The organism is Streptomyces sp. NPDC001828, from assembly GCF_042892175.1.
In the GTDB taxonomy this organism is placed as follows: Bacteria; Actinomycetota; Actinomycetes; order Streptomycetales; family Streptomycetaceae; genus Streptomyces.
In genome coordinates this window covers 256956-282275 of sequence record NZ_JBIATV010000013.1, presented here as the reverse complement: position 1 = coordinate 282275, position 25320 = coordinate 256956, and the positions used below count along the sequence as shown (strand labels likewise).

Sequence of the window (25320 nt, the reverse complement as noted above, 5' to 3'; positions counted from 1 at the left end):
GACCGACGTCATGGACTCGTTGACGGCAGGCGCTCCCGCCGGTTGCCCGTGCTTGTCCGGTTCGGCCTCGCCACCGCAGACGTCCGTTTCGCTCGACCTCTTGCGGGTCAGTCCGGCAGCCAGTGCAGCTCGTGCGCCAGGGTTTTGGCGACGGCACGGATCCGGCGGTGTAGTGGCGACTGCTCGCGCGGGAGGACCAGGTGGATCGTCAGGCTGGGCGCGCCGCGCAGCGGTCGCCAGGTGATGCCGGCCGGTTGTGCCGTGATCGCCGTCTCTCCGGCCGGGGCGAGGGTGAGCCCGTCGCGCAGATCGCGCTGAGACATGTCGAAAGAGACTGCGGGCGTGTGGAATTGGGGGTGTGGCCGGGTGTCCCGGAACAGTGCGGACAGCTGATCGTGGATCACGGGGTTGGCCGTGCGGTCCGGGAGTCGCAGCGGATACGCGGCCGCGTCGGCGATCTCGATCTCCGGGTGTTCGGCCAGCGGATGGTGCTGCGCCAGCTGGACCCCGACGCGCATACGCCGCAGCAGGAACCGGCGCACGCCACGGCCCGGCTGCTCACCGCGGGTGATCCCGGCGTCGATACGGCCGTCGGCTACAGCGGGGGAGATCTCCGGTGTAGCCATCGGGACCGCGCCGACCTCGAGTCCGCTGTGGCCGCGGATCAGCCTGTCCACCAGCGCCGGTGCCGTCTCGGCCCCGGCGCTGAGGCTGTATCCGATGCGTAGCGTGCCCAGTTCGCCGGCCGCCGCGCTCCGGGCGGTGTCCCATGCCCGGTCCAACGCCGCCAGCGCGGGCGGCGCGGACTCCGCCAACGCCGCACCGGCCGTGGTCAATACGACGCTACGCGTGTTGCGGACCAGCAGGGCCGTACCGAGCTCCGCCTCCAATCGGCGCATCCGGGCGCTGAGTGCGGGCTGTGCGATACCGATCCGTGCGGCCGCGCGGGTGAAGTTCAACTCCTGCGCCAGTACCAGGAAGTACCGCAGGCTCACCGTATCCGGCGCCACGTGCCCTCCCCGCCGATTGATAACGATCCGTTCTGAGTCTATCCCGCACCGGTCTTTCCCTTGACCGCAGATCAAGCCCTAACCTGCGCATATGGCGCTGCAACTGACCGCAATGCCCGTCACCGGGATCGATCGATCTGAGTGGCTGAGTGGCCCAGTGGTCGAGTGGCAATTCGAAGTCGGACCTGTCCGGCCGAACACAGGAGGTTTTCCATGGCCAAGGGCTACTGGGCCAGTGTCTATCCCGACATTTCCGACCCTGAGACGCTGACCGCCTACGAGGAGCTGGCCGGTCCGGCTGTCCGGGCCGGCGGCGGGCGCCTCCTGTCCCGTGGCGGTCGAGTCGTCGCCCACGAGGCCGGAATCACGCAACGCGTGGTCCTGATCGAGTTCGACAGCTTTGAACAGGCCACCGCGGTATACGAGAGCGAGGCATACCAGAAGGCGCTGGTGGCCCTCCCCGACGGCTTCGAGCGCGACTTCCGCATAATCGAAGGCATCGACTGACCGCCGGGTCCACCTTCGCTCTGTCTCTGAACAACTGTGGCCAGGGTGTCTTCCGGAGCTCCGGGCGCACATCGCCGGAGCCCGTTCTGGTCTTCCGCCGACCTCGACGGGCGGCTACGCGGCTTGGGTGAGTTCGGCGCGGCCGAATAGGAGGGCGTATCCGGACTTCACGTGTCGGGGCAGGATGCGGCGGGGCAGATCTTCGCCCGCCGCGTCGGCGGCCACGCTCAGGGCGGCGCTGACGTCCCAGGTCGCGGTGTGTTCGGTGGCTCCCTCGATCCAGGCGGCGGTCGCCCGTAGGAAACGCTCCGGCGGGAGGGGCTCGGTGGCCCGCAGCGGGTTGAGGAGAATCAGGGCGAAGGTCTCGGGAAGCCGGGCGGCAAGCTCGGCCCGGACCTCGCCCACCGTTGAACGAACGGCTTTCGTACGGAATCGCCTCGCCGAGAGCTCAACGCGATGTGCCTCCCGGGGCCCTGGGCCCCGGGAGGAAGGACTGTCTGGCTGCTGCCTGTTCGGGGGAGGTGGTGGGGCCCCGCGTGGGCGGGCGTGTGGGTCCCGAGTGGCGCGGCGCGCCTGCACAGGGCAGTCGTGCCGGAGCCACGCTGTGGCTGGTTGAGCAGCCGGACCCGCGTGGTGGAACAGGTCTGCACCGACCTTGACCAGCGCTGGCCGGAGCGCCGTGGGTAACGACAGTGTGGGGATGGGCGAGGAGCGGGCTCGTGGCGAATTTGTGATGCCTTGACCAAGCTTTGTGCTGGCCAAGATCACGGATTCCTCACGGCGTGGAGCGTTGTGGGTATCCTCTGGTGCGCTCAGGGGGCGTGCGCCGGAGTATCAGTGCACACGTCGCGCCACACGCGTCGTACCGCACATTCGCGGCAGTAACCGCACACATCGACAGCAGCAGCCAGCACAAGGGGTGGGGACCATGTCCGACAAGTCGCGCAAGCCTGCGCACCGTCTCTCGAAGAGAAACCGCTACATCGGGTGGGGCGTGGCCGGTGTGGCCGTCGCGGCGACGGGTGGCCTGATCGCGCAGAGTGCGTCGGCTGCTCCGGCGTGGCCGGCGCAGAAGACGTTCACCGGTCTTGCCTTCGACACCTGCGCGGCTCCTTCCGCCGCCGCGATGAAGGCGTGGAAGCCCGGGCCGTACGGTGCGGCGGCGGTCTACGTCGGTGGCAAGAACCGTGGTTGTTCCCAGCCGAACCTCACCGCGTCGTGGGTGAAGACGGTCACCGCTCAGGGGTGGAAGCTGATTCCCCTGTATGTGGGTGCTCAGCCGTCCTGCCAGACCGGCTCCAGCCCGGAGAAGATGACGGCCTCCAACGCCTCCTCGCTCGGTGCTTCCGACGGCGCGGACGCGGTGGCGAAGGCTTCCGCGCTCGGCATGAAGCAGGGCAGCGCGATCTACCTGGACATGGAGCCGTACGACATCAAGAACACGGCGTGCAACAACGCGGTTCTCTCCTATGTCCGTGCCTTCACCAAGACGTTGCGTGCCAAGACGTACCGGGCCGGGTACTACGGTTTCAGCACCTCCAGCGCGCAGGCCGTCGCCACCGCCGCTGACCGTACCGACCTGCCGGGCAACCTCTGGTACGCGAAGTGGGACAACGTCAACACGACGACCAGCGACTGGCCCTGGGCGAGCAAGCTCTACACGGACCACAGCCGGGGTCACCAGTTCATGGTCAACAGCAAGGAGTCCCGCGGCGGTTACACCATCACGGTCGACCGTGACGCCTGGGACGCCCCGGTGGCCATCGTCGGCTGACCCGGCGGCGAAGGGAGGAGCGGCGAGGCGCGGCCTCTGCCGCTCCTCGTGGGAAACTTCAGGCAGTGTGAAGGTTGCACTCGGTGCGGGTGTGGTGGCCGCCGAGGGTCACTCCGGGGGTGGCACCAGCACATCCGAGCAACAGCTCAACCATCAGAAAGCCGCGCTTCAATCGGCGAGCAGGAACGCCGGTAGTGGGGCCTCCAGCACCAGGGCCCGGGGAAGTGTCAGGCCGAAGTGCCGCTCCAGCACCCGCAGCGATGTCCGGTGCACCTCGCGGTCCTCTCGCTCGTGGTCCGGCAGGCCTTCTGCGGTCAGCAACTCCCGCACCCTCTGGGCGACTTCGGCGTCTCCGACGACCTGGCCGTTGCCCCAGGAGTCGTCCAGGTGCAGGTTGAACGTGCACACCGTCCGGCCATCCCGGTGGTGGTGGAAGGCCGGCGGCACCGGCTTGCCGTTCTCCTCCTCGTACTCCACCCGAAAGACCTCGGCCCCGCCCTCGGAGATCGCCGGATCGTGCTGGAACTCCCCGAACCAGCCCCCGTACGCGACCGCGAAGGTCCATCCGCCGCTCACCCCCAGCCGCAGCCCGATCCCGTCCCAGACGTCCCCGTACTCCGAGTCCAACGCCTCGACCAGCTCGTCCCCGGTGAGCTCCCCGACCGGTTCCACGGTTCGCTTCGACCACTGGGACGAGGCCGCGATCCGCGCCGCCATTGCCTCGATGCCGAGCCCTCGGGCAAGTGTCACGCTGTAGCCGCCGAAGCTGATGCTCTGTGGCTCCGCGAGCCAGGCGATTCCGTCTGTCATGCGGGTGATCCTGCCGCACCATGCCGACAGGCCCACGACCCGGACCACCGTACGCTCCGGCCCGGCGCCCACCCGGCCCGGTCAGGGAGACAGGCAGTACCTGGGGCGGTGTGTGCCGTGGCGCCGGCGCCGGCGTGATCAACGGTCGTGCTGGGCGTCGAAGGGGGCGCCGGGCACGGGGCAGGGCCGGCGTCGATGAAGGTCAACTCCCCGCCACGCGGGCGGGTCGCGGAACCTGGCACGCCGGTTCAGCCACAGGCCTACGATGGCTGCGCGAGTGCAACCCCAGCGCCGGGAGGCCGCCGTGACGTCGATCCCAGACGAGACCCACCGCCCGGACTACCCGCCGAAGACGCCCCCTCCACCGAAAAGGCCGGTTGAACCGCCCCGCCCTGAAGCGGACACGACGGTCGCTGCCAGGTCTCGCCTACGGGCAGCCATCAGCAACCGGCGCGCAGCGAACTGGGCGCTGGAGAACGCCCCCTGGTCCCCGGGCAAAGCCGGCCGCCACGTCCTCGACCAGCTCGACGCCTGGCATCTCCGCCCTTCCACCGGCCCCGCTGCGCGCCTGACCGAGATCACCGAGCTTCTGACCCAAGCCGCTCTCGCCGACGGGGGCCGGCGCGTGAGCCTGCACCTCGCGGACCAGGACCAGCAGGTTCTGGTGATGGTCCTCTCCCACACCCCCGGCCGGGACGTGACCAGCGACGCCTTGCTGCGCGATGTCGCCGACCTCGGCGCGTCCAGCTGCGGCGCGGACACGGCGACCGACGGGCGCCGGCTCTGGGCGGTCATCGACCTGTGAGGGCCGGACGTTGAGAGGCCTCAACGCTCCTGTGCCTGGCGCGAGTTGAGCGGCATCATGGTCCGCTGTCGCCTCGTCGCCTGGGGATCCATGATTCGCGCCCACGCCGTCACGCCGTCGTGGTCGCCGTAGCCGGCGTGCCTCCTCAGCGGACGTCCCAGGGCACACCGCCCCAAGTGGCTGGCGGACCGCATACCGGCAGAGATCTTCTCCCGTCGGCGCGGCGAAGCGTCTTCCGATGAGTTTCGGTCACGGGAGGGGTCCAATTTCCCAAACGACTCTGAGGAGTGATCCACGTGGACCTGTACAGCGTCATGTGCGTGAGCGACCGGGCCAAGGCACGGGAGTGGTTCGAAGTGTTCTTCGGGCACCCGGCCGACGAGGTCATCGGTGAGGAGTACCTGTGGCGGGTCGGTGAGAACGCGTGGGTCGTCGTCGACGACCGAGACGTGCGAGCCGAGCGCGTAGGCGGAGCCATGATCACGCTCGGCGTGCACGATCTCGACGACATCCTGGCCCGACTCGCCGCACACGGGATCGATCACGAACCGGTCGAGACCTACAGCAACGGCGTACGCCACGTCGTCGTGCTGGATCCCGATGGGAACAGCCTCTCACTCGCCGAGACACCCACCCAGTGAGCCCCTTTTCTGCGTGGTGCGGGATCACCCGCGTCTGACCTGCTCGATTTGAGATGAACGATGCCAATGGCGGTTCTGGAGGGTGTTGCTCCCTGCGCCGGAGCGTTCGGAATGCTCAGGGGGACTGGTGGACGGGCCGAAGTGGGCATCCTGTTCCGACGCGATTGCTGAGTTCGACCCTCAGGGCCGCGAGTTCGGCCATGCGGGCGTCGACGACATGGATCTTTTCCTCGAACAGCGCGGACAACGCCTCGGCGGTATCCGGCGCTTCGCGGAGCGCTTCGCCGGTGCGCGCGATCTCGGCCAGGGAGAAGCCGAGCGTCTGCGCGGTACGGACGTAGTGCAGCCACATCACGGTCTCGGGTGGAAAGTCGCGGTATCCGTTGTCCAGACGTCGACCGGAGACCAGGCCAATCTTCTCGTAGAACCGGATCGTGTCCTTGGTTGTCCCTGTCTGAGCGGCCAGCTCTCCGATGCGCATGGCTTCCCCTCGTCGAGATCTTGGGCTTGACCTTGGACCGTACTCCACTGTTTAGCGTGAGGTGTCGCTGCCCACCTGACAGACAGGAGCCTCACCGTGTTCCATCGTTTCGCCCCCGCACGCCCCGCCTATCTTCGCGTCGTCCGCGCGAATGCCTGGTACGACCTCGTGGTCACGGCGGGGTTCACCACGCCGTGGACTCTCGCTCTGGTACATGACGCGCTGTCCTGGGCGGGGGACTCCCTCGGGCTGGGCGTCACGCCCGAACTCGACCCGATGCAGACCCTGTACGCGAATCTGATGGGTTCGGTCGTGGTCATCTGGGCGACCCTGCGGGTGGTCAGACCGCTCGCGGTGCACGGACTGTTCGACGGCATCGCGCGCACGCTGTTCGTGACGTGGATGGCATACGCCCTGGCCCATGGAGTCCCGCAGTGGCTGTGGCTGTTCCTCGTGGTCGAAGCGGCACTCGCCGTCGTCGAGCTCGCGCCTTGGCTGCTGCGCCGCGACAACCGGTCAACGGACGGCCACTCCGGCACGGCCGATGGCCGTCTCCTCGGCTCGGCGAGATGCTGACGGATGCTGACGGCGAGCCGGGGAGGTTCGGCGAGCGGGCTGTGCCGTGGGCCTCTTGCCTCTGCTGGCGGAGCTGCGGCCGCGGCCGTTGAGTGGGCGTCAGGCGGCTCTCTCGCCGGAGATGGAAGAAGCCTGGACGGCTCCGGGTAGACGGCTCCGGGTCTCAAATCGATTGCCTTCGGCACCCGGGACGGTGTGACATGTGGGCATGAGCAGAATGGCGCAGGTCATCGTGTTGGCCCGCTACGAGGACGAGGTGATGGAGCCACTGACGCGGCCGGACGAGGCCCGCACCTGGCAGGGCTGCTTTGTGCGGATCCCGTGGTTCGTAGGGGGCTGGCACATCGAGTTCGAAAAGTGGGATCGGCGCCGTGGCGTGCTCAAGGATCTGGAATCCCTCCCGTGGAACGAGCCCGCCTGTGTGCAGGTCATGCTGCATGACGAGGACGACGACCTGTTCGGTCTGTGGATGTTCCAGGACGGAGTCCTCGTCGAGGCGGGAATACCCGGCACCCAGCGCGTGCACATTGCCAACCCACCATGGCAAGCGGACCCCGGCTTCCTTGTCCGGACCGGCCTGGGCAGGGGAGAGGACCAGCACTCGCCCGAGCACGTACAAGACCCGCGGCCGTGCTGGTGACCCGGCACAGGCACCGGTCAGCTACTGAAGCCGCTGCCGCCGACCCTGCCCGCTACCCGAGCCACTTGTCGAGTTGATAGCCATGGCTGACGGATTCATCCGCTGGTATCGGGAATCGGCGGCGACGCCAGTTTTCGATGAACAGGTGGCTCTCTTCGAGGCGCGGGGGCTTGCCCTCGTCCATCCAGCCGGAGGCCAAGCCGTGGTCCTCAACGTGGAGGGCGATGGAATCCCCATACGGCAGGAGGACCTTGGCCGTCTGCTGGCCCTTCGTATCGCGTCGATCACGATGAACTGGTGGTTCACCGCGGACACCAATGTGGTGGGTGAGTACTCATACGAGCCGCTCGGCTGTGAAATCCAGACGCTCTGGCTCGATGGTGTTTCCGCCGACGAGGCTCGGCGTGTGGAGGCGGCCGTCGTGACCTCCGCGATGCGACTGCCCGTGCCGACACGTGCCGTCATCGTCGACCGTGACGGGGTTTCCGACCCCGACGACTGGGATTCGCTCGTGCTGTACGACGGAGCCGATGTCGGGAGGTTTCCCGACAGCGTGCTGGCTCAGGCGCAAATCGCGGAGAAGATCCTGCGTGCCACGCCGAGCCTCACCAGGCAGTACGTGAGAGGCGGTCTGACGCGGCTCTCGCGGGCCAACGGGGCGTAACCCGACTCGACGCCCGATGTGGCGACGCAGAGCAGCGGGCAATCAAGTCCAGCAGGCAAACGAGTCCAGCGATGGCGGTGCCCCCAAGGCATTGCTCAATGCGGGAGCGACCGGGGCGGTCCAGAGGGTCGAAGGCGCCGTGTTCTCGACCGGAGTCCAGGCCCAGCACCGGGGTTCGGCTATCCTTTCGCCGGCGTCCGGAGCCGTGACCAGCGCGGGGGACGCCATCGGGCATGCCTGGCACGGCTTGAGCCCTTGGTGATCCACGTGCTGGTGCCCAGCCGTTCGGCAACCGAGCCCCCGGGGCGGGGCGCGCAGCCTCGCACCAAGTACCGCAACGTGTTTCGCCCTGGGGAGGGGGCACCGTCATGTTCCTTGATCTGTCCGCGTATGACTGGATCCTCATCGCCGCGGTCGTCACCCCTGTCCACGTCGGCGTGATGCGGTGGTGCATGCCGACGGCGAAGTCGAAGAAGAGCGTTTCCTTCATTCCTCTCGTCGGTGGGGCGTTCTTGTGGGTGAGCGCTGCAGTGAAGGGATTCACCGCAGCCGAAACGCTTTTCCTTTACAGCTCCATCCTGCTCATCTTCGTCATCGCGTTCGCTCCGGTACGCAAACGGGTGGCAGCTGACATCCGGGGACAGGAGCGGAATCCGGGCATCAAGGTGCAACCGGACATGTTTGCCCTGTGGTGGATCTTCATGTCCATTGGCATCGCCGTTCTCGCTGTCATCGCGGCGTGGATGTCCCAGAAGAACGCATAGCCGCATGTCAATTCACTCGAACTGCAGGGTCCTTCTTATACGGCCAACCCCACAGTGATGCGTTGACCCGATGCGCTGCCCCACAACCTGATGTGCCGGTCATCCGGGAACGGCCACGGCCTCCCCCTGGGCGCGGCCGTTCCAGGGGGTGGCACGGACGGTCAGCGGAACAGGCGGAAGAAGCCACGTACCTGCTCGACCAGTGACTCCGGCTGTTCCAGCGCGGCGAAGTGGCCGCCGTGGGGCAGTTCCTCGAACCAGCGCAGGTCGGTGAACCGCAGCTCGGCCTCCCGCCTTGACGGGCGGGCTATGTCGCGCGGGTAGATGGACAGCCCGGACGGCGCGGTCACCTTGTCGCGGAAGTTGGCGAAGCTCTCCCAGTACAGGCGCGCCGACGACGTGGCGGACGCGGTGAACCAGTAGACGGAGATCTCGTCGAGGATCGTCTGCCGCGACAACGCGTCCTCGGGATGGCCGTTGTTGTCCGTCCACGCCCAGTACTTCTCGGCGATCCAGGCGGCCTGTCCGGCCGGGGAGTCGGTGAGGGCGTAGCCGAGCGTCTGGGGCCGGGTGGCCTGGATCGCCGAGTATCCCCGGCCGGTGCGCCGCATCTCCTTTTCCGCCTCGAGATTGGCCAGCTCCGCAGGCGTCGGGTCGTCGAACGTGCCCGCTGCCACGGACCCCATGTTCAGGTGTACGCCGGCGACGCGCTCGGGTGCCACCTCGCCCAGCGCTGCGGACACCGCTGAGCCCCAGTCGCCGCCCTGCGCGCCGTACCGTTCGTAGCCCAGCGAGACCATCAACGTGTCCCAGGCGCGCGCGGTTCGAGTGATGCCCCACCCGGTCGTCGATGGCTTGTCGCTCCAGCCGTACCCGGGCAGCGAAGGCGCGACCACATGGAAGGCGTCCGAGGGGTCGCCGCCGTGCGCGCGCGGGTCGGTGAGCGGGCCGAGGATCTCAAGGAACTCGAGTACCGAGCCCGGCCAACCGTGTGTGAGCACGAGCGGGAACGCGTCCGGCTCCGGCGAGCGGACGTGCAGGAAGTGGATGCCCAGCCCGTCGATCGTGTCGCGGTACTGCGGGAACACGTTCAGCCGCTCGGCGAACCCGAAGTCGTAGTCCTCGGCCCAGCTGCGGCAAAGCTCCCGCGCGTACGCCAGCGGCAACCCCTGCGACCAGTCGTCCACCGGCTCGCGCTCGGGCCACCGGGTCCGTCGCAACCGTTCACGCAGGTCCGCGATCTCGGCTTCGGTGATGCTGACTTCGAATGGCTCGGCGGACATGGCAAGGCTCCTCAGTGGTCAAGGCGATGCCGGGTCGGATACAGGTGGACGGCATCGCGGTCGGACTCGTCCTCAGCCTGCCCCGGTGTCCTACCGCCGACCCCAACCCGACGCCACGCGCGGGAACCTCGGCGTCGACACGACCGGTCTGATGCTGTCTGTCAGTGCGGGTGAGACCGCCGGCCTTCCACGTGTTCTTGGGGGGTGTTCATCCGGGTTCGGTTCTCGGCGCCGGCAGGGATGTGCGGCCGCGGTGGAGGGTGTGTTCACCGGTCCCTCGCAGCTCCGCTAGCTCCACGGACGGGGCTGGGGCGCACGGTGACTCACCGGGATGCCGTGAGGAGCAGGGACCAGCGGCGCGTGCCATCAGGCTCCCGCCATGTCCGCTGAGTGGTCCGGCACCCGTAGATCCGCGCGAGCACCGCTACCCGCAGGTCACGGGCGTCGGGGAAGATGGGGTCGCCCCGTTGGCCGTTCGAGCAGAGGAGTGTTCGCGCAGATGCCCGCTTCCGGTTCCGCTTCCGGTTCCAAGCCTCCGACGATCGCCGATGTCGCGCGCGTCGCGGGGGTGTCGCGTACGACGGTCTCGCACGCGCTCAACGGTCTGGGCAAGGTGGATCCCCGGACCCGGGAGCGGGTCAAGGAGATTGCCGCGGAGCTCGGGTACCGGCCCAACTTGCGTGCGCAGCGGCTGCGTACCGGGCAGGCGAAGGCCATCGCGCTGGTGTCGTCCATGCCGTTCGCGGTGGCCGGCGGGCCGTCGCGGCTCGGGTTCTACATGGAGGTGGCCGCGGCCGCCGCGGAGAGCGCGCTCGTCCACGGATACGCGCTGGTGCTCGTGCCGCCCGTGCAGTCGGTGTCCGCTCTCTACTCCCTGGACATCGACGGGGCCATCGTGGTCGAGCCCGATGTCGATGACGCGGCGGTCACGCAACTGCGCGGGCGCGGGCTGCCGTACGTCGCGCTGGGCCGCCCCGTGGCCGCGGACGACGAGGCGCCGTACGTGGATCTGTGGGGGGACGAGGTGGCGACCGTGCTGCTCACACATCTGCGGGAACAGGGGGCCAGGCATCCGGCGCTCATCGTGGGCTCCGGGGCGAGGCATTCGTCGGTCGACGCCCGCGCCGCGTACGAGCGGATGGCCGCAGAACACCACTGGGCGCCCGTGGTTGAGGCGTGGCCCGAGACGGGGGGCGAACAGGGCGCGTACGAGCGCTGTACAGCCCTGCTCGCCGAGCACCCCGAGATCGACGCGGTCTGCGCGCTGGTGGACGCGTTCGCGGTGGGGGCGGCGCGGGCCATCCAGGACAGTGGGCGGTCCGTCCCGGACGACGTCCTGGTCGCCACCCGCTACGACGGGCTGCGGGCCCGCACCTGCCAACCGCCCCTCACCGCCGTCGATCTGCACCTGGACCGGGCAGCGTCCGACGCGGTGGAGCTGCTGCTCGCCGGCCTGCGGGGAGCAGCGGCCGCTCCGGCGCCGACCGCCGCTCCCGCGCCGACTCTGGTCGCGCGCGCGTCCTCCCTCAGGGCCCCACGATGAGGACGGTGCCGGACACCAGGGCGAAGACGAGCACGAACAGGCGCATCCTGCGGGCGTCGATCCGCTGATGCACCATTCTGCTCAGCCACGCCCCCACGGCGATCGCCGGAAGCAGTGCCGCCGCCCAGCCCAGATCGGCGACGTGCCCCCGGCCGGTGGCGAACAGCAGGGCCAGGGAGGCCACTTCGCCCACCAGGAAGCAAGCGGCGACCGTGGAGCGGAGCTCGGCGGGGGGCCGGTGCTGGTAGACCAGCGCCAGCGGGGGGCCGCCCACTCCGGTCGCGGTCTCCGTCAGGCCGGTCACCACGCCCGCTCCGACGTACGCGGCGCGGCCGGGCGCGAAGGCCGGCGCGGCGAGGCTGACGAGCGCCGCGAGCACGGTGGAGGCACCGACGAACAGCCCGATGCTGCGGTCCGGGATGAGCCACAGCAGCGCGAGGCCGCCCGGGGTCGCGGCCAGCCGGGCCGCCGCGATCCAGCGGGCCCCGCGCAGATCGAGTGAGCCGCGTTCGCGCCAGGCGATGTACAGGTTCAGCGGGATCATCGACGCGAGGACGAAGACGGGGAGCAAGGAGGGGTCGAGGATTCCGGCCACCGGGGCGACGACCAGCGCGAAGCCGAGCCCGCTGCCGCCCTGGACGAACGCGGCGATCCCCACCGTGACGGCGAGGATCACCAGGGTCTGCGAGGTCACTGTGCTGTACTCCGGTTCTGTGCCGTCGTGTTCCGTACCGTCGTGCTTCGTGCGGTCGTGCCTCGTGCGGTCGTGCTTCGTGCGGTCGTGTTCCGCACGGTCGTGTTTCGTGCGGTCATTGAGGTGGGGTGGGCGCGGACGACGGGCGCCCGGGCCACGGCGGCCCGGGCCAGGCCGATGGCACGTCGTACGAGTGCGGGGCCATCCCAGTCGGTGGGAAGACCGCGCCACAGCCGCAGGCGGCCGGCCACGAACACGGCGCTGATCTGGTCCCGGTTACCCCTGCGCACCAGCTCCCAGGGCAGGTCCCAGGACAGGGCGAGTTCGGGAGTGGCGATGTCCACCAGGAGGAAGTCGGCCGCCATGCCGGGGGCGATGGTGCCGGTGCGGCCGCCGAGGCCGACGGCGTCCGCGCCGCCGGCGGTGGCATGCTCAAGCCACGTCCAGCCCGCCCCGCAGGACGAGTCACCGGTGGCCAGCCCGTACGCCAGCCGCTGGGCGAACTCGGCGGCCTCGGTGAGCCGGAATCCGTCCCCGCGGGTCCCGTCGGTGCCGATACCGAAGCGGACACCGCGCTCGGCCAGGGTGGTGGCGGGGGCGACCGCGTTGCCCTTCCAGGCGCTGGCAACGGGGTTGTAGCTGACGGCCGTTCCCGTGTCGGCCAGCAACGACACCTCGCGGGGGGTCAGCAAGGTGGTGTGCGCGGCCAGGATGTGGGGGCCGAGCGCCTTGATGCCCGCCAGATGCTCAAGTGGCCGAAGGCCGTGCCGCAGCAGGGAGCGTTCGATCGCCGCCAGGTGCTCGTTGACATGCATCTGGACCACCGTCCGGGCCTCGGTGGCCAGGCGCCCGGTCGCGTGCAGGGTGGCGTCGGTGGCGGCCTCGGGGATGGAGATCGCTAGCGAGGGATGGATGAGCGGGTCGTCGCCGTAGGCGGCCAGGTGCTTCTCGGCCCGTTCGAGCACCGCGGCGGAATCGGTGTCCGTACCGGTGTCGTCGCAGATCAAACCGAGGACGCAGCGGACCCCGGCATCCCGTGCGGCGCGGGCGACGACATCGGTGTCCACATCGGCGCGCGTCCCGGCGTCGGTGACGGTGGTGAATCCGCCGCGCAGCGACTCCAACGCGGCGAGTTTCGCCGCCACATAGGCCGACTCCTCGTCCAGCGCGCCTTCGAGGGGCACCCACACCCGGCGGAATATCTCCGAGGGCTCACCGAAGGCGAGTCCCGCGCCGAAGCTCTGGGTGAGGTGGTGATGGCTGTCGACGAAGCCCGGCATGAGCAGGTGGCCCGGCATACGAAGGGCCCGAAGATGCGGATACCTACGCTCCAGTTGCTCGGCCGGTCCCACCGCCTCGAACGAGTCGCCGGAGACGACCACCGCGTACGACTCCATGACTCCTTCCGGCAACAGGACCGCGTCGGGGATGAGGAGGAGAGGGCCGCGCGTGCGCAGCCGTTCCTTGGTGAGCTGGTTCATCGGCTGCCTTCGGTGCGCAGATCGGGGCGTGAGGACATACGGGCGGCGAGAGCCGGTCCGACGTGGTGGAAGAGGACGTTGAGGGCGGCCGCGACGAACGCGCCGACCGCGACGCCGCTTTCGAGCAGGATGCGGGCAGTGGAGGGGAGTTGCTGGTAGACGTCGGGCACGAGGATGGGCAGCAGGCCGAGCGCGAGGGCGACGGCGCAGATGAACGTGTTGGTGTGCCGGTCCAGATCGCAACGGGCGAGCATCTGGACGCCGAGTACGGTGATCACCGCGAAGACCACCATGGCGGTGCCTCCGACGACCGGGGCGGGCACGACGCTGATGGCCCGGGTCACCGGCGCCAGGAAGCCGATGGCGATGAGGACGACCCCGGCGGCCGCCGTGACGAAGCGGCTGCGTACGCCGGTGACGCGGACGATCCCGATGTTCTCCCCGCTCGTCACCATCAACGGCATCCCGAACAGGCCGCCGAGCGCCGAGACGAGCGCGTCGCCGCGGATCGTCTTGGGCACGGCCACCCGCTGGTCGATCTCCTTGCCCACCGCTTCGGCGTTGATGACGGTCTGGCCGGTGGCCTCCGCCATCGACGCCAGGCTGTAGAGCATGAGCGGCAGGGCGGCCAGCACGTCGAACTGGGGCGAACCGAACGGCATGAGCCGCGGCACGTCGACCCAGCCGCCTTGGCCGAGGTGGCCGAGGCTCACGTCCCCGAGGCACAGGGCGAGGACCGAACCGGCGATGAGGCCCAGCATGACGGAGAGTTGACGCAGGACGCCCCTGAAGAGCAGATGGAAAACGACCGTGAACCCGATGGTCGCCATGCCGAGCGCGAGATGGCCGGGATCGGCGAAGCCGCTTTCCCCGGGGCGTCCGGTGACCAGGACCGCCCCGACCTTCACCAGATTGACGCCGACGATCACGATCATCGTGCCGATGACAAGGGGCGGGAAGAACTTCAACAGCCGTGCGAAGAGCGGCAGTACGGCGAAGGTGAAGAGGGCGGTGAGGACGACCGCGCCCGCCGCGACGCGCAGGCCGTGCTGGCCGGCGATGGAGAGGAACAGGATCAGCGGCGCGCCGCCCGGCAGCATGACGAACGGCAGGCGGGGCCCGAACTTCCAGAGCCCGATGGACTGGATCAGTGACCCCACGCCGGACAGCACGAAGGCGGCGGACAGCAGGTCGACGGTCAGCCCCGCGTTCAGCCGCAGGGTGGCGCTCATCAGGAAGATGGCGGAGATGGGCGTGGCTGCCATGACCAGCACGTGCTGCACACCGAAGAGCAGTATCCGGCCCAACGGGCGGGACTCGTCGACGGGGTGGGGCGATGGGCCTCTGCGTTCCGCAGGGGAGGGAGAGGGAGCTGCGGGGGACAGGCCCTCTTTCTCCGTACGAGACGGTCCTGCGGGCGTGTCTTCGGATTCCGTACGGGGCTGGGAGGCGGGCGCCAGGTCTGGGGCGCTGACTCGTTCAGGGGCAGCTGGCTGGGAGCGGCGGGGACGGGACACGTGCGAGCTCCGTTCGGGTCGCGTGCGCGGAATTCAGCCGTGGAGCGGCCCGGACGGGAGCCATATACGAGCGGCCAAATCGATTTGGCCGTCAGTATGGGGAGGGTGAAGGAGCGGCGTCAAGGGTGGTGTCAAGGAGGATGGGCCGGGGGATCGGGGAGCCTCCCTCGGGCGTTCCGGGCCCGCCGCCATCACCGCGAGAGTTGAGAACCCGCTTCGAGAGCCGCGGCCCTGTCGGGGGATTTCGACCAGCGGACGGTGCGTAAGCCCCAGGGGGGCCGAGCGGTGTCGCCCGGACCCAGACGGCCGGTTGCCCGGAGCGCGACCGCGCCCTGACCCAACGGGCGGCATTGGGCAACCGAATGCCCTGGCACCTGCGACGCGCTCAGCCTGCGGGAGACGAGGACGTTCGCAAGGGCCAACCGGCGGCGCCTGTGAAAACCGCTGTCCGGTCACCGGAGCACGGTGATAGACATCCGGCGTGGAAAAGAATCTTGAGTTCCCTGACCTGTTGCGCCTGATCGATGAACGGTCGACCGCCTTCCGTGCCGTCGTCGCCGCCGCGCCCGCTCTCGACGCGCAGGTGCCTACCTGCCCCGGGTGGACGCTGTTCGATCTGGTGAAGCACCTGGGTGGGGGAGACCGTTTCTGGGCCGCCATCGTCGGCGCGGGGTCTGCCGACGCTCCCCCGGCCGAAGCCGTCGCCGCGCGCGCCGCGCTGGAAGTGCCGCAGGAGCGTGAGGCCCTGCTGGCCTGGCTGGACGCGTCGACGCGGCTTCTGCTGGGTGCCCTGCGTGCGGCGGGACCGGAGAGCGGTTGCTGGACGTGGTGGCCCGCGTCGCAGTCACCGCAGACCGCCGGCGGCACCGCCCGGCACCGGGTCCAGGAGACCGCTGTGCACACCTACGACGCCCAGCTCGCCGGAGGCGTCCCGCAGCCGCTGCCGGTCGAGTTGGCACTCGACGGTGTGGAGGAGTTCCTGTTCACCGTCTGCGCGACGCCGAGTGCCTGGCCGCACAAGCCCACGGCCTTCGACTTCCACGCCGCCGAGGGCCGCTCCTGGCGCCTCACCGTCGACGGCGACGGCGCACGCACCACCCGCATCCCCGCGCCCACCGCCGCGACCGGCGAAGACTCCGACGCGGCCGGCGCCTCCGTCCACGGCACGGCAAGTGAGCTGGTCCTCTACCTGTACGACCGGATCCAGGCCGCCTCCTTGCACGTTGACGGAGATTCAGGGCTGCTCGATCTGCTCCGCGCCTGGGAGCCGGAGGAGAAGTAGGACGTAGCGGGGCGGGGGCGCTTGGGCGGCGGGCCGCGCCTCGCGCCGGTAGGACACGACTCTCGCCGGGATCGTTCGTCGCGGCACCGGGCTCAAGTCCTCGAAGCGGCCTCGGGGCGTCACCAAGCCGGCCGTCCACCTGGATTGCAGCGCGAATCTGTCCGCCCAGCGATCACGAGCGGGCTCGGTGTCCCCGGATCAGGCGAGGAGCAGTGAGGCGTGGATGCGGGCGATGGCCCGCAGCACCTCGTCACGGTTCTTGGCGTGCTGCATCCATGCGGGCAGGCGGGCCACCACGGTCATCTTCCGGCCGTGGTCGTGCCAGGCAATCCCTTCACGCAGCGGCGCCTGCACGAACCGCCTGATCAGGTCCAGGTGTGGAAGTACGGGTCCGTGGCCGGTTCGTACGGACCGGAGCGGGCGGTCGTGCACCGCGCCTCAAATCTGGCCGAACGCCCGGCGCCGAGAGTCCCGGCTCTTGACCTGCGTGGTCCCAGCAACTAGCTTGCGGGGACTATCGGCCAGAAGCATGGAAGGAGGCGACCCGCGGATGCACACCAACTCCGATCTCGGTCGCCCCGCCCAGCACGCGGCCTGGGCTCCGGGCCGGATCGCCCACGGCTGCTGAGCACGCCGCTCCAGCGTGTCCTGCGGGACATGCATCTGGTTGCTCTCCCTTCACCCTTCACCTTCCGGTACGCCCTTCCAGGGTGCCGTTTCGTGCGTCCGCTTTGAGCTGGCCAGACCGAACCCGGCGTGCCCGAACACAGAAAGCTGCCTCACATTGGCCCACATGACGAACCGACCGAACACGCACCGAAGTGCGAACCGGCCGTGGTAGCCCCGCAGTTGACCGTCAACGGCGACGCCATGGCGATCGCGCCGGCTCCGCCCCACACCACGGCTCTGGACTTCCTGCGCGAGCGCGGACTCACCGGCACCAAGGAAGGGTGCGCCGAAGGCGAATGCGGTGCCTGCTCGGTGCTGGTGGCCCGGCCCGGGGTGAACCGGCCCACCGACTGGGTGGCGGTCAACGCCTGTCTGGTCCCGGTCGCGGCGCTCGACGGCCAGGAGGTCGTCACCTCAGAGGGATTGGCGACCGACGGCGGGCCGGGCAGGGCTCCCACCCTGCACCCGGTGCAGGAGGAGATGGCGGTCCGCGGCGGCTCGCAATGCGGATACTGCACACCGGGGTTCATCTGCAGCATGGCCGCCGAGTACTACCGGCCCGACCGCTGTGCACACGCCGCCCCCGACTCGGGTGACAGCACGGTCCACGCGGACGCCGAGCACGGTCCCAACGGCTTCGACCTGCACGCCCTGAGCGGAAACCTGTGCCGCTGCACGGGCTACCGCCCGATCAGGGACGCGGCGTTCGCCGTCGGGGCGCCCGCCGACGAGGACCCGCTCGCACGGCGCCGCGAACAGGCGCCGCCGGCGCCGGTCGCCACCGAGTACCTCCAGGGTGACGGTGCCTTCCTGCGCAAGGACACCCTGGCCGAGACGCTGCGGGTGCTCCGGGAGCGGCCCGATGCGGTGGTGGTCGCGGGCTCCACGGATTGGGGCGTCGAGGTCAACATCCGTTCCCGCAGGGCAAGTTGTGTCGTGGCCGTCGACCGGCTGCCCGAGTTGCGGGCGCTGCGCGTCGCATCCGACTCCATCGAGATCGGCGCGGGCCTCACGCTCACCGAGATCGAGCGCCGTCTCGATGGCGACGTCCCGCTCCTGGCGGAGCTGTTCCCGCAGTTCGCCTCCCGTCTCATCCGCAACAGCGCGACCCTGGGCGGCAATCTCGGCACCGGCTCTCCCATCGGTGACAGCCCGCCCGTACTGCTGGCGCTGGAGGCGTCGGTGGTGCTCGCCGGAGAAGATGGCGAGCGTTCGGTCCCGCTGGCCGAGTACTTCACCGGGTACCGGCAGAGCGTGCGCCGGCCCGGCGAACTGATCCGGGCGGTGAGCATTCCGCGGCCGCTGTCGCCGGTTGTGGCCTTCCACAAGATCGCCAAGCGGCGGTTCGACGACATCTCCAGCGTCGCGGTCGCCTTCGCCCTCGACATCACGGACGGTGTCGTCCGCAAGGCCCGCATCGGCCTGGGCGGCGTGGCCGCCACCCCCATCCGCGCCCTGGAGACCGAGGCGGCCCTGGAGGGCCGGCCGTGGTCGGTGCGGACCGTCGAGGCCGCGGCCCTGGTGCTGCGGTCCTCGGGAACGCCGATGGGGGACCATCGAGCCAGCGCCGAGTACCGCGCCGCGATGCTCGGCCAGAGCCTGCTCAAGCTGTACGCGCAGAACACCGAGGCGGTGTCGTCATGAGCCAGTTGTCCGAGCGTCCCGAGAAGCCCGTCGTCGGCGTCCCTCTGCCGCACGAAAGCGCCGTCCTGCACGTGACGGGAACCGCCCTCTACACCGACGACCTGGTGTTCCGCACCAAGGACGTCCTGCACGCCCATCCGGTGCAGGTGATGAAGGCCCACGGCCGCATCACCGCGATCCGTACCGGAGCGGCGCTTGAGGTGCCCGGCGTGGTCCGGGTCCTGACCGGCGCCGACGTGCCCGGCGTCAACGACGCGGGCATGAAGCACGACGAGCCGCTGTTCCCCGACGAGGTGATGTTCCACGGTCACGCGGTCGCCTGGGTGCTGGGCGAGACCTTGGAAGCGGCCCGGCTCGGGGCGGCGGCGGTCGAGGTGGACCTCGAAGAGCTGCCCTCCCTGATCACGCTTCAGGACGCCATCACGGCCGAGAGCTTCCACGGCGCCCGGCCCGTCATGCTGTCCGGTGACATCGAGGCCGGCTTCGCCGACTCCGAGCACGTGTTCACCGGCACGTTCCAGTTCTCCGACCAGGAGCACTTCTACCTGGAGACGCACTGCGCGCTCGCTCACATCGACGAGTCCGGACAGGTATTCGTCCAGAGCAGCAGCCAGCACCCTTCGGAGACGCAGGAGATCGTCGCGCACGTGCTCGGGCTGCACAGCCACGAGGTGACCGTGCAGTGCCTGCGCATGGGCGGCGGCTTCGGCGGCAAGGAGATGCAGCCCCACGGCTTCGCGGCCATCGCCGCACTCGGCGCCCGGCTGACCGGCCGGCCGGTCAGGCTGCGGCTCAACCGCACGCAGGACCTGACGATGTCCGGCAAGCGGCACGGCTTCCACGCCACCTGGAAGATCGGCTTCGACGAGGAGGGCCGCATCCAGGCCCTGGACGCCACGCTGACCTCCGACGGCGGCTGGAGCCTGGACCTGTCCGAGCCGGTCCTCGCCCGCGCGCTGTGTCACATCGACAACACGTACTGGATCCCCAACGCCCGCATCGCCGGCCGCATCGCCAAGACCAACAAGGTCTCCAACACCGCTTTCCGCGGCTTCGGCGGACCCCAGGGCATGCTGGTCATCGAGGACATCCTGGGCCGGTGCGCGCCCCGACTCGGCCTGGATCCAATGGAGTTGAGGGAGCGCAACTTCTACCAGAAGGACCAGTACACGCCGTACGGGCAGCCGGTCACCCAGCCCGAGCGCATCTCCACCGTCTGGCAGCAGGTCAAGCGGAACGCCACGGTTGCCGACCGCGACCGGGAGATCGCCGCCTTCAACGCGGCCCATCCGCACACCAAGCGGGCCCTGGCGATCACCGGCATCAAGTTCGGCATCTCGTTCAACCTCACCGCCTTCAACCAGGGCGGCGCCCTGGTGCTGATCTACAAGGACGGCTCCGTCCTGATCAATCACGGCGGCACCGAGATGGGCCAGGGCCTGCACACCAAGATGATGCAGGTGGCCGCGACCGCCCTGGGCATCCCCCTGTACAAGGTGCGTCTCGCCCCGACGCGCACCGACAAGGTGCCCAACACCTCGGCCACCGCCGCCAGTTCGGGCGCGGACCTGAACGGCGGCGCGGTCAAGAACGCCTGCGAGCAGCTGCGCGAGCGTCTGGTGCAGGTCGCCGCCACCCAGCTGGGAGTGAACGCCAGCGACGTACGCATCACCGAGGGCGTCGCCCGCGGCCTGGGCACCGACCGGGAACTGGGCTGGGACGACCTGGTGCGCACCGCGTACTTCCAGCGCGTCCAGCTGTCTGCGGCCGGCTACTACCGGACGGAGGGGCTGCACTGGGACGCTAAGGCGTTCCGCGGCACCCCGTTCAAGTACTTCGCCCATGGCGCCGCCGCCACCGAGGTGGAGGTCGACGGTTTCACCGGCGCTTACCGCATCCGGCGCGTGGACATCGTGCACGACGTCGGCGAAAGCCTGTCCCCCATGATCGACATCGGCCAGGTCGAGGGCGGCTTCGTGCAGGGCGCCGGATGGCTGACGCTGGAGGATCTGCGATGGAACACCGACGACGGGCCGCAGCGCGGCCGGCTCCTCACCCAGGCGGCCAGTACGTACAAGCTGCCGAGCTTCTCGGAGATGCCCGAGGAGTTCAACGTCTCGCTGCTGGAGAACGCCCCCGAGGAAGGCGCGGTCTACGGTTCCAAGGCCGTGGGCGAGCCTCCGCTCATGCTGGCGTTCTCGGTGCGCGAGGCGCTGCGGCAGGCCGCCGCCGCGTTCGGGCCGGACGGGACCAGTGTCGAGCTGGCCTCGCCCGCGACCCCGGAAGCGGTGTACTGGGCGGTCCAGTCGGCCCGCCGGGACACAGCTCATGTGCGCGACGCCCCCGACGAGTCGGTGGCGGACAGCGGAGACCGTACTGGCACGGAAGCGCTCAGCGGTGCCTGACATGACGTGGATCGCCGCGGTCGCGCGGTTGCGGACACGCCGGGAGTCCGGCGTGTTGGTGACCGTCGCGACCGTGCGCGGCCACGCCCCGCGCGACGCCGGCGCGAAACTCGTCGTGGGACGGGACCGGTCATGGGGCTCGATCGGCGGGGGCAACGTCGAGGCCGTCGCGATCGACCGGGCCCGGGAGATGATCGAGGCCGGCAAGCCGGAGCCGGAGCTGATGGACTTCGCCCTGAACGACAAGGTGACCAACCAGCACGGCGTGCAGTGCTGCGGCGGTACGGTCTCGGTCCTGCTCGAACCGCTGCCGGTGGTGAACGCGGTGGCGATCTTCGGTGTCGGCCACGTCGGCCTCGAACTGGCGCGCATCCTGGCCCGACAGGACCTCGACCTGCACCTCGTCGACAGCCGAGCCGAGACCCTCACCGACAAACGGCTCGGTGTGCTGGCGGACGCCGTGGCGCAGGTGCATGTGCATCACACGCCGCTGCTGCCCGAGCAGGTGCTGGAGGAGCTGCCGCGAGGCACCCACGTCCTGATCATGACGCATGACCACGCCGAGGACGCCGCGCTGTGCGACGCCGCGCTGCGCGCCTCGCACCTCGGCTCCATCGGATTGATCGGGTCGGCGGCCAAGTGGGCGCGGTTCCGCAGCCGCCTCGCCACCGAGGGCGGTCACGACGAGGCCACCATCGACCGGATCAAGACACCGATCGGGCTGAGCGGCATCACGGGCAAGGAACCTGCGGTCATCGCGCTGAGCGCCGCCGCCGATCTGCTCCGCACCTTCGAGGCGGAGGGCAGCTGGTGATCGAACCGCCTGGGCGGTCCGGCTCCCCTCGATGATCCTGCCGCCGGAGCGACGGCCCGCTCAGACGCCCGGCGCCTTCGCAGGGGCGTCGGGCGCGGCCCAGCGGTCCTCGGCCAGTGCGGTGAGCGCTCGCAGGGCTGCGGTGGGCTGCCGGTCCTTGTGCAGAACCAGGTGTACGCCGAGGACCGGGCGGCACGTCCACGCCAGGGGCGCGAGTTCGCCGCGCCGGATCTCGTCCGCGACCGCGGCGGCGGGCAGCAGCGCGATACCGAGCCCGGCCGCGGCGCACCGCTTGAGCGCCTCGGTGCTGACGAACTCCATGCGGGCCGGATGGATGCCGGCCGACGCCAACTCGGCTTCCATCACCTCGCGTTGAGCACAGCCCTTCTCGATGAGGAGCAGCGTTTCCCCGGCCAGTTCCGCGGTCGGTACCCGAGCGCGCTTCGCGATCGGGTGGTCCGGACGCGCTACCAGCCGCAGCTCCTCCTGACCGAGCACCGTGGACGTCAGCATGGGCCCGCCGACTTCCTCCTCCAGGAGGAAGCCGGCGTCCAGGGTGCCTTCGCCGAGGGCCGCCAGGAGAGCTCCGCGACTGGCCGGGCCGAAGATGACCTGGAGCAGCGGAAAGCGGTCCTTGAGGGCGCGCAGGACGGGCGGCAGCCGGTGGGCGCACAGGCTTTCCGGCGCGGCGATCCGCAAGGTCCCGCGGACGTTCTCCGGGCTGCCGCAGGCCGCTCTCACCGCGTCGGCGGCCTGCTCGGCATCGTTCAGCAGGGTCTGTGCGTGGGGGAGCAGCGCGCGCCCCGCGTCGGTGAGCGCCACCCTGCGGCCCAGCCGTTCGAAGAGCGGTGCGTCCAGGTCGCGCTCCAGGCCCTTGATGTGCGCGGTGACGCTGGACTGCACATAGCCCAGCTCTTCCGCCGCCCGGGTGAAACTCATGTGCCGGGCCACGGCGCTGAAGGTCGTCAGGTGCTTCAACTCCACGGTGCGATCGTAGAACTCGATCGTTCGCATCGCAATTGTTCGTTGGACGTGATGGATGCCGGGCTCCTAGAACTGGAGGCATGGGCCCCTCCACACAGCAGGACACTCTCCGCGCCGGTACCGGACGAGCGGCCGGCATCGGCGGAAGAAGCTTCCTTCTGCTGCTCGCCGCGACGTTCGGAACCTTCTCCAACTACGCGCCCCTGCTCTCCGTGACCCCGCTGTGGTCGGCGGAGGGCGGTTCGGGAAACACCGGGGTGGGTGCCGCGACCGGGGTGACCATGGCCACCACGGTCGGCATCCAGCTGTGCATGCGACGGCTCTTCGCCCGGTTCACGCTGCGCCAGATCCTCATCCAGGGCGCCCTGCTCCTCGGCCTGCCCACGTTCGCCTATCCCGTGTCTTCGGGTCTGGGCTGGGTGCTCACGATCTGCGCCGTGCGCGGCGTGGGCTTCGGCATGGTCGCGGTCGCCGGGAGCGCGCTGGTGGCCGAACTTGTCCCGCCGGAGAGGCGGGGGCGCGGGGTCGGCTGCTACGGCGTCGCCGTGGGCCTGCCGCAGGTGCTGTGCCTTCCGCTGGGCGTCTGGGGCGCCCAGCACATCGGCTTCACCGCGATCTTCGTCGCCGCTGGTGCGCTGAGCGTGCTGGCCGCTCCGTTGGCCGCGGCGATCAGCGTGCGGGAGGAGCCGGCCGGTGCGGCGCGGGGCGGCGACCCGGTGGAGCAGGAGCCGGCCGGTGCGGCGGGCGGCGACCCGGCGGGGGAGGAGTCGGCAGGCGGCGGCTCCTCGCATCTGGCCGGCCCGTTCGTCCTCCTGATCGTCGCCGCCTGCGCGCTCGGCGGTGTGACGTCCTTCCTGCCCCTGGCGCTCGAACGCCCCTCCGCCGCGCCGTGGGCCCTGTTCCTGCTGTCGGCCGCCGTGGTCGCCGGACGCTGGGCCGCGGGTGTCGTCAACGACCGGGCGGGACTCGGGCGTCTGCTGGTGCCCGGCATGCTGGCGTGCGCGGTGGGCATGGGCGGCTTCGGGGCGGCGGCCGCGCTCGACGGTGACGCCGCAGTGGTCGCAGCCCTGGCCGCGACGGTGTACGGCGCCGGCTTCGGGGCGCTGCAGAACGACACCTTGGTCGTCATGTTCCGGCGGGCGCGGCAGGGCGGGCACGGCAGGGCGAGCACGCTGTGGAACATGGCGTACGACGCGGGCACCGGCATCGGCGCGCTGGCCGTCGGTCTTTTCTCCCAACTGATCGGCCTGGACGGGGCGTTCACCGGTTGCGCCGTCCTGATCCTGCTCGCCGCACACCTCGCGCTCCGGGACGCGAGGTTCGAACGGCGGGCCGGTCGTGCGGCGGCGGGGGAGCGGCGGAAAGGTATGGGCCAGGGTGCGGAGGACATCTAGCCAATTCGTACCGACCGGGGTTGTGCGTGGCACTCCCGCGCAGTGATCCTTACATTCGATGGACGGGAAAGGCAGCCTTCATGGTGAACAGCTCCTCTTCACCCCGTACGCGGGCGACTTCGCGCCACACCGGCCCCGGTGCGGTGTTCGTGGACCTGAGCCACGAGATAGTGCCGGGCGCGACCGCCTACCCCGGATTGCCCCAGCCGGTGCTCACCGACCACATCACACGGGAGCGGTCCCGCGAGAACTACGCGCCGGGCACCGAGTTCCACCTCGGCATGGTCCACATGATGGGGCAGACCGGTACGTACATGGACGTGCCCCATCACCGCTACGCCGATGGCTACGACCTCGCCGCGCTGGACCTGGCCCGCATCGCCCATGTGCCGGTGACGGTCGTCGACACCGACCAGCGGGAGATCCAGCCGGAGGCCTTCGCCGGAGCGGAGCTGACCGGTCGCGCGGTGCTCATCAGGACCGGCTGGTCCCGGCACTGGGGCACCGACACGTACGGCAGCGGACGCCACCCCCATCTGTCCGCCGCCTCGGCCGCACTTCTGGCGGAGGCGGAACCGGCCGTCGTGGGCATCGACTCCACCAACATCGACGACACCACGGGGCGTGAACGCCCCGCGCACACGCGACTGCTCGGCGCCGGCATCCCGCTGGTCGAGCACCTGACCAACCTCTCCGGCGTGCCCGAAGGAGAGGGCTGGTTCACCGCGGCACCCGTGAAGTTCGCCGGCCTGGGCACGTTCCCGGTCCGCGCCTTCCTGCATACCGACCGAGGGGCGTGATCCACGCTCCGCACCGTTCCGAGGATCAGAGCGACATCGGGTGCCAAGCGGCACCCACGCGCGGCGCCCGGCACACACCCGCCGGGACGCGCGGACGGTCGTGCCCGGCGATGGAGACCCGCCGGGCAGGACCGTCGC

23 protein-coding genes and 1 pseudogene are annotated in these 25320 nt (G+C 69.9%); 15 read left to right on the top strand and 9 right to left on the bottom strand.

Annotated elements, in window-relative coordinates; translation table 11 throughout:
• Positions 1-107 precede the first annotated feature (107 nt).
• Positions 108-1010, bottom strand: coding sequence for a LysR substrate-binding domain-containing protein (locus tag ACFYZA_RS31515; RefSeq protein WP_382593348.1), 903 nt, complete (start codon positions 1008-1010; stop codon positions 108-110).
• A gap of 213 nt (positions 1011-1223) precedes the next feature.
• Between ACFYZA_RS31515 and ACFYZA_RS31510 the strand changes: the two genes are divergently transcribed.
• The gene (locus ACFYZA_RS31510; protein ID WP_382593351.1) at positions 1224-1517 is read left to right on the top strand and encodes a DUF1330 domain-containing protein; all 294 of its coding nucleotides are present in this window, start codon (positions 1224-1226) and stop codon (positions 1515-1517) included.
• 114 nt (positions 1518-1631) lie between these two features.
• Here the strand turns inward: ACFYZA_RS31510 and ACFYZA_RS31505 are convergent.
• A pseudogene (locus ACFYZA_RS31505) lies at positions 1632-1988 on the bottom strand (DUF2267 domain-containing protein); the annotation flags it as partial.
• A gap of 457 nt (positions 1989-2445) precedes the next feature.
• Here ACFYZA_RS31505 and ACFYZA_RS31500 point away from each other — a divergent pair.
• On the top strand, positions 2446-3291 hold the full coding sequence (locus tag ACFYZA_RS31500) for a glycoside hydrolase domain-containing protein (RefSeq protein WP_382593363.1): 846 nt from the start codon (positions 2446-2448) through the stop codon (positions 3289-3291).
• Between the two features lie 168 nt (positions 3292-3459).
• Here the strand turns inward: ACFYZA_RS31500 and ACFYZA_RS31495 are convergent, their stop codons facing one another.
• The gene (locus ACFYZA_RS31495; protein WP_388494167.1) at positions 3460-4101 is read right to left on the bottom strand and encodes a DUF6461 domain-containing protein; all 642 of its coding nucleotides are present in this window, start codon (positions 4099-4101) and stop codon (positions 3460-3462) included.
• A gap of 625 nt (positions 4102-4726) precedes the next feature.
• On the opposite strand from ACFYZA_RS31495, the gene ACFYZA_RS31490 reads away from it, so the two are divergent.
• Positions 4727-4906, top strand: a complete 180-nt coding sequence (locus ACFYZA_RS31490; RefSeq protein ID WP_388494166.1) for a hypothetical protein — start codon at positions 4727-4729, stop codon at positions 4904-4906.
• A gap of 296 nt (positions 4907-5202) precedes the next feature.
• Entirely contained in the window at positions 5203-5547 is a 345-nt protein-coding gene (locus tag ACFYZA_RS31485) for a VOC family protein (RefSeq protein WP_382593372.1), read from the top strand.
• Between the two features lie 115 nt (positions 5548-5662).
• Here ACFYZA_RS31485 and ACFYZA_RS31480 read toward each other — a convergent pair whose 3' ends face one another.
• Complete coding sequence (locus ACFYZA_RS31480) at positions 5663-6028, bottom strand: MerR family transcriptional regulator (protein ID WP_388494165.1); 366 nt, start codon at positions 6026-6028, stop codon at positions 5663-5665.
• Positions 6029-6124: 96 nt separating this feature from the next.
• Here ACFYZA_RS31480 and ACFYZA_RS31475 point away from each other — a divergent pair, with 96 nt between their 5' ends.
• The 4 genes from ACFYZA_RS31475 (at position 6125) to ACFYZA_RS31460 (ending at position 8672) form a co-directional block, all read left to right on the top strand.
• Positions 6125-6604 carry a hypothetical protein gene (locus tag ACFYZA_RS31475; RefSeq protein WP_388494164.1) on the top strand — a complete coding sequence of 160 codons (480 nt, stop codon included), beginning with the start codon at positions 6125-6127 and terminating at the stop codon, positions 6602-6604.
• 208 nt (positions 6605-6812) lie between these two features.
• Complete coding sequence (locus ACFYZA_RS31470) at positions 6813-7244, top strand: hypothetical protein (RefSeq protein WP_388494163.1); 432 nt, start codon at positions 6813-6815, stop codon at positions 7242-7244.
• 82 nt (positions 7245-7326) lie between these two features.
• Positions 7327-7908 (top strand): hypothetical protein, encoded by a 582-nt coding sequence (locus tag ACFYZA_RS31465; RefSeq protein WP_382593384.1) that lies wholly within the window; start codon positions 7327-7329, stop codon positions 7906-7908.
• A gap of 368 nt (positions 7909-8276) precedes the next feature.
• A complete protein-coding gene (locus tag ACFYZA_RS31460) occupies positions 8277-8672 on the top strand; it encodes a hypothetical protein (protein ID WP_388494162.1) in 396 nt (131 codons plus the stop codon).
• Between the two features lie 161 nt (positions 8673-8833).
• Here ACFYZA_RS31460 and ACFYZA_RS31455 read toward each other — a convergent pair whose 3' ends face one another.
• Complete coding sequence (locus tag ACFYZA_RS31455; RefSeq protein ID WP_382593390.1) at positions 8834-9955, bottom strand: epoxide hydrolase family protein; 1122 nt, start codon at positions 9953-9955, stop codon at positions 8834-8836.
• A gap of 499 nt (positions 9956-10454) precedes the next feature.
• Between ACFYZA_RS31455 and ACFYZA_RS31450 the strand changes: the two genes are divergently transcribed.
• Positions 10455-11498, top strand: a complete 1044-nt coding sequence (locus ACFYZA_RS31450; RefSeq protein WP_388494161.1) for a LacI family DNA-binding transcriptional regulator — start codon at positions 10455-10457, stop codon at positions 11496-11498.
• On the opposite strand, the gene ACFYZA_RS31445 is transcribed toward ACFYZA_RS31450, so the two are convergent.
• Genes ACFYZA_RS31445 through ACFYZA_RS31435 form a run of 3 tightly spaced genes read right to left on the bottom strand, consistent with a single transcriptional unit; the run spans position 11482 to position 14971 of the window.
• Positions 11482-12192 carry a sulfite exporter TauE/SafE family protein gene (locus ACFYZA_RS31445; protein WP_388494160.1) on the bottom strand — a complete coding sequence of 237 codons (711 nt, stop codon included), beginning with the start codon at positions 12190-12192 and terminating at the stop codon, positions 11482-11484. The genes ACFYZA_RS31450 and ACFYZA_RS31445 overlap by 17 nt on opposite strands.
• A complete protein-coding gene (locus tag ACFYZA_RS31440) occupies positions 12189-13673 on the bottom strand; it encodes an amidohydrolase family protein (protein WP_388494159.1) in 1485 nt (494 codons plus the stop codon). Before ACFYZA_RS31440 ends, ACFYZA_RS31445 begins: the two co-directional genes overlap by 4 nt.
• Positions 13670-14971, bottom strand: a complete 1302-nt coding sequence (locus ACFYZA_RS31435; protein ID WP_388494197.1) for a uracil-xanthine permease family protein — start codon at positions 14969-14971, stop codon at positions 13670-13672. Before ACFYZA_RS31435 ends, ACFYZA_RS31440 begins: the two co-directional genes overlap by 4 nt.
• A gap of 700 nt (positions 14972-15671) precedes the next feature.
• Between ACFYZA_RS31435 and ACFYZA_RS31430 the strand changes: the two genes are divergently transcribed.
• The 4 genes from ACFYZA_RS31430 to xdhC all read left to right on the top strand — a co-directional run bounded on the left by ACFYZA_RS31430 (position 15672) and on the right by xdhC (position 22004).
• Positions 15672-16472, top strand: a complete 801-nt coding sequence (locus ACFYZA_RS31430; protein ID WP_382593402.1) for a maleylpyruvate isomerase family mycothiol-dependent enzyme — start codon at positions 15672-15674, stop codon at positions 16470-16472.
• Positions 16473-17306: 834 nt separating this feature from the next.
• The gene (locus tag ACFYZA_RS31425; protein ID WP_388494158.1) at positions 17307-18785 is read left to right on the top strand and encodes a xanthine dehydrogenase small subunit; all 1479 of its coding nucleotides are present in this window, start codon (positions 17307-17309) and stop codon (positions 18783-18785) included.
• Entirely contained in the window at positions 18782-21190 is a 2409-nt protein-coding gene (gene xdhB / locus ACFYZA_RS31420; protein ID WP_388494157.1) for a xanthine dehydrogenase molybdopterin binding subunit, read from the top strand. Before ACFYZA_RS31425 ends, xdhB begins: the two co-directional genes overlap by 4 nt.
• Before the next feature lies 1 nt (position 21191).
• Positions 21192-22004 (top strand): xanthine dehydrogenase accessory protein XdhC, encoded by an 813-nt coding sequence (gene xdhC, locus ACFYZA_RS31415; protein ID WP_388494156.1) that lies wholly within the window; start codon positions 21192-21194, stop codon positions 22002-22004.
• 60 nt (positions 22005-22064) lie between these two features.
• Here xdhC and ACFYZA_RS31410 read toward each other — a convergent pair whose 3' ends face one another.
• A complete protein-coding gene (locus ACFYZA_RS31410) occupies positions 22065-23018 on the bottom strand; it encodes a LysR family transcriptional regulator (RefSeq protein WP_388494155.1) in 954 nt (317 codons plus the stop codon).
• Between the two features lie 50 nt (positions 23019-23068).
• On the opposite strand from ACFYZA_RS31410, the gene ACFYZA_RS31405 reads away from it, so the two are divergent.
• Both ACFYZA_RS31405 and ACFYZA_RS31400 read left to right on the top strand, forming a co-directional pair.
• Positions 23069-24382, top strand: coding sequence for an MFS transporter (locus ACFYZA_RS31405; RefSeq protein ID WP_388494153.1), 1314 nt, complete (start codon positions 23069-23071; stop codon positions 24380-24382).
• Positions 24383-24462: 80 nt separating this feature from the next.
• Entirely contained in the window at positions 24463-25182 is a 720-nt protein-coding gene (locus ACFYZA_RS31400) for a cyclase family protein (protein ID WP_382593420.1), read from the top strand.
• Positions 25183-25320: the final 138 nt, after the last annotated feature.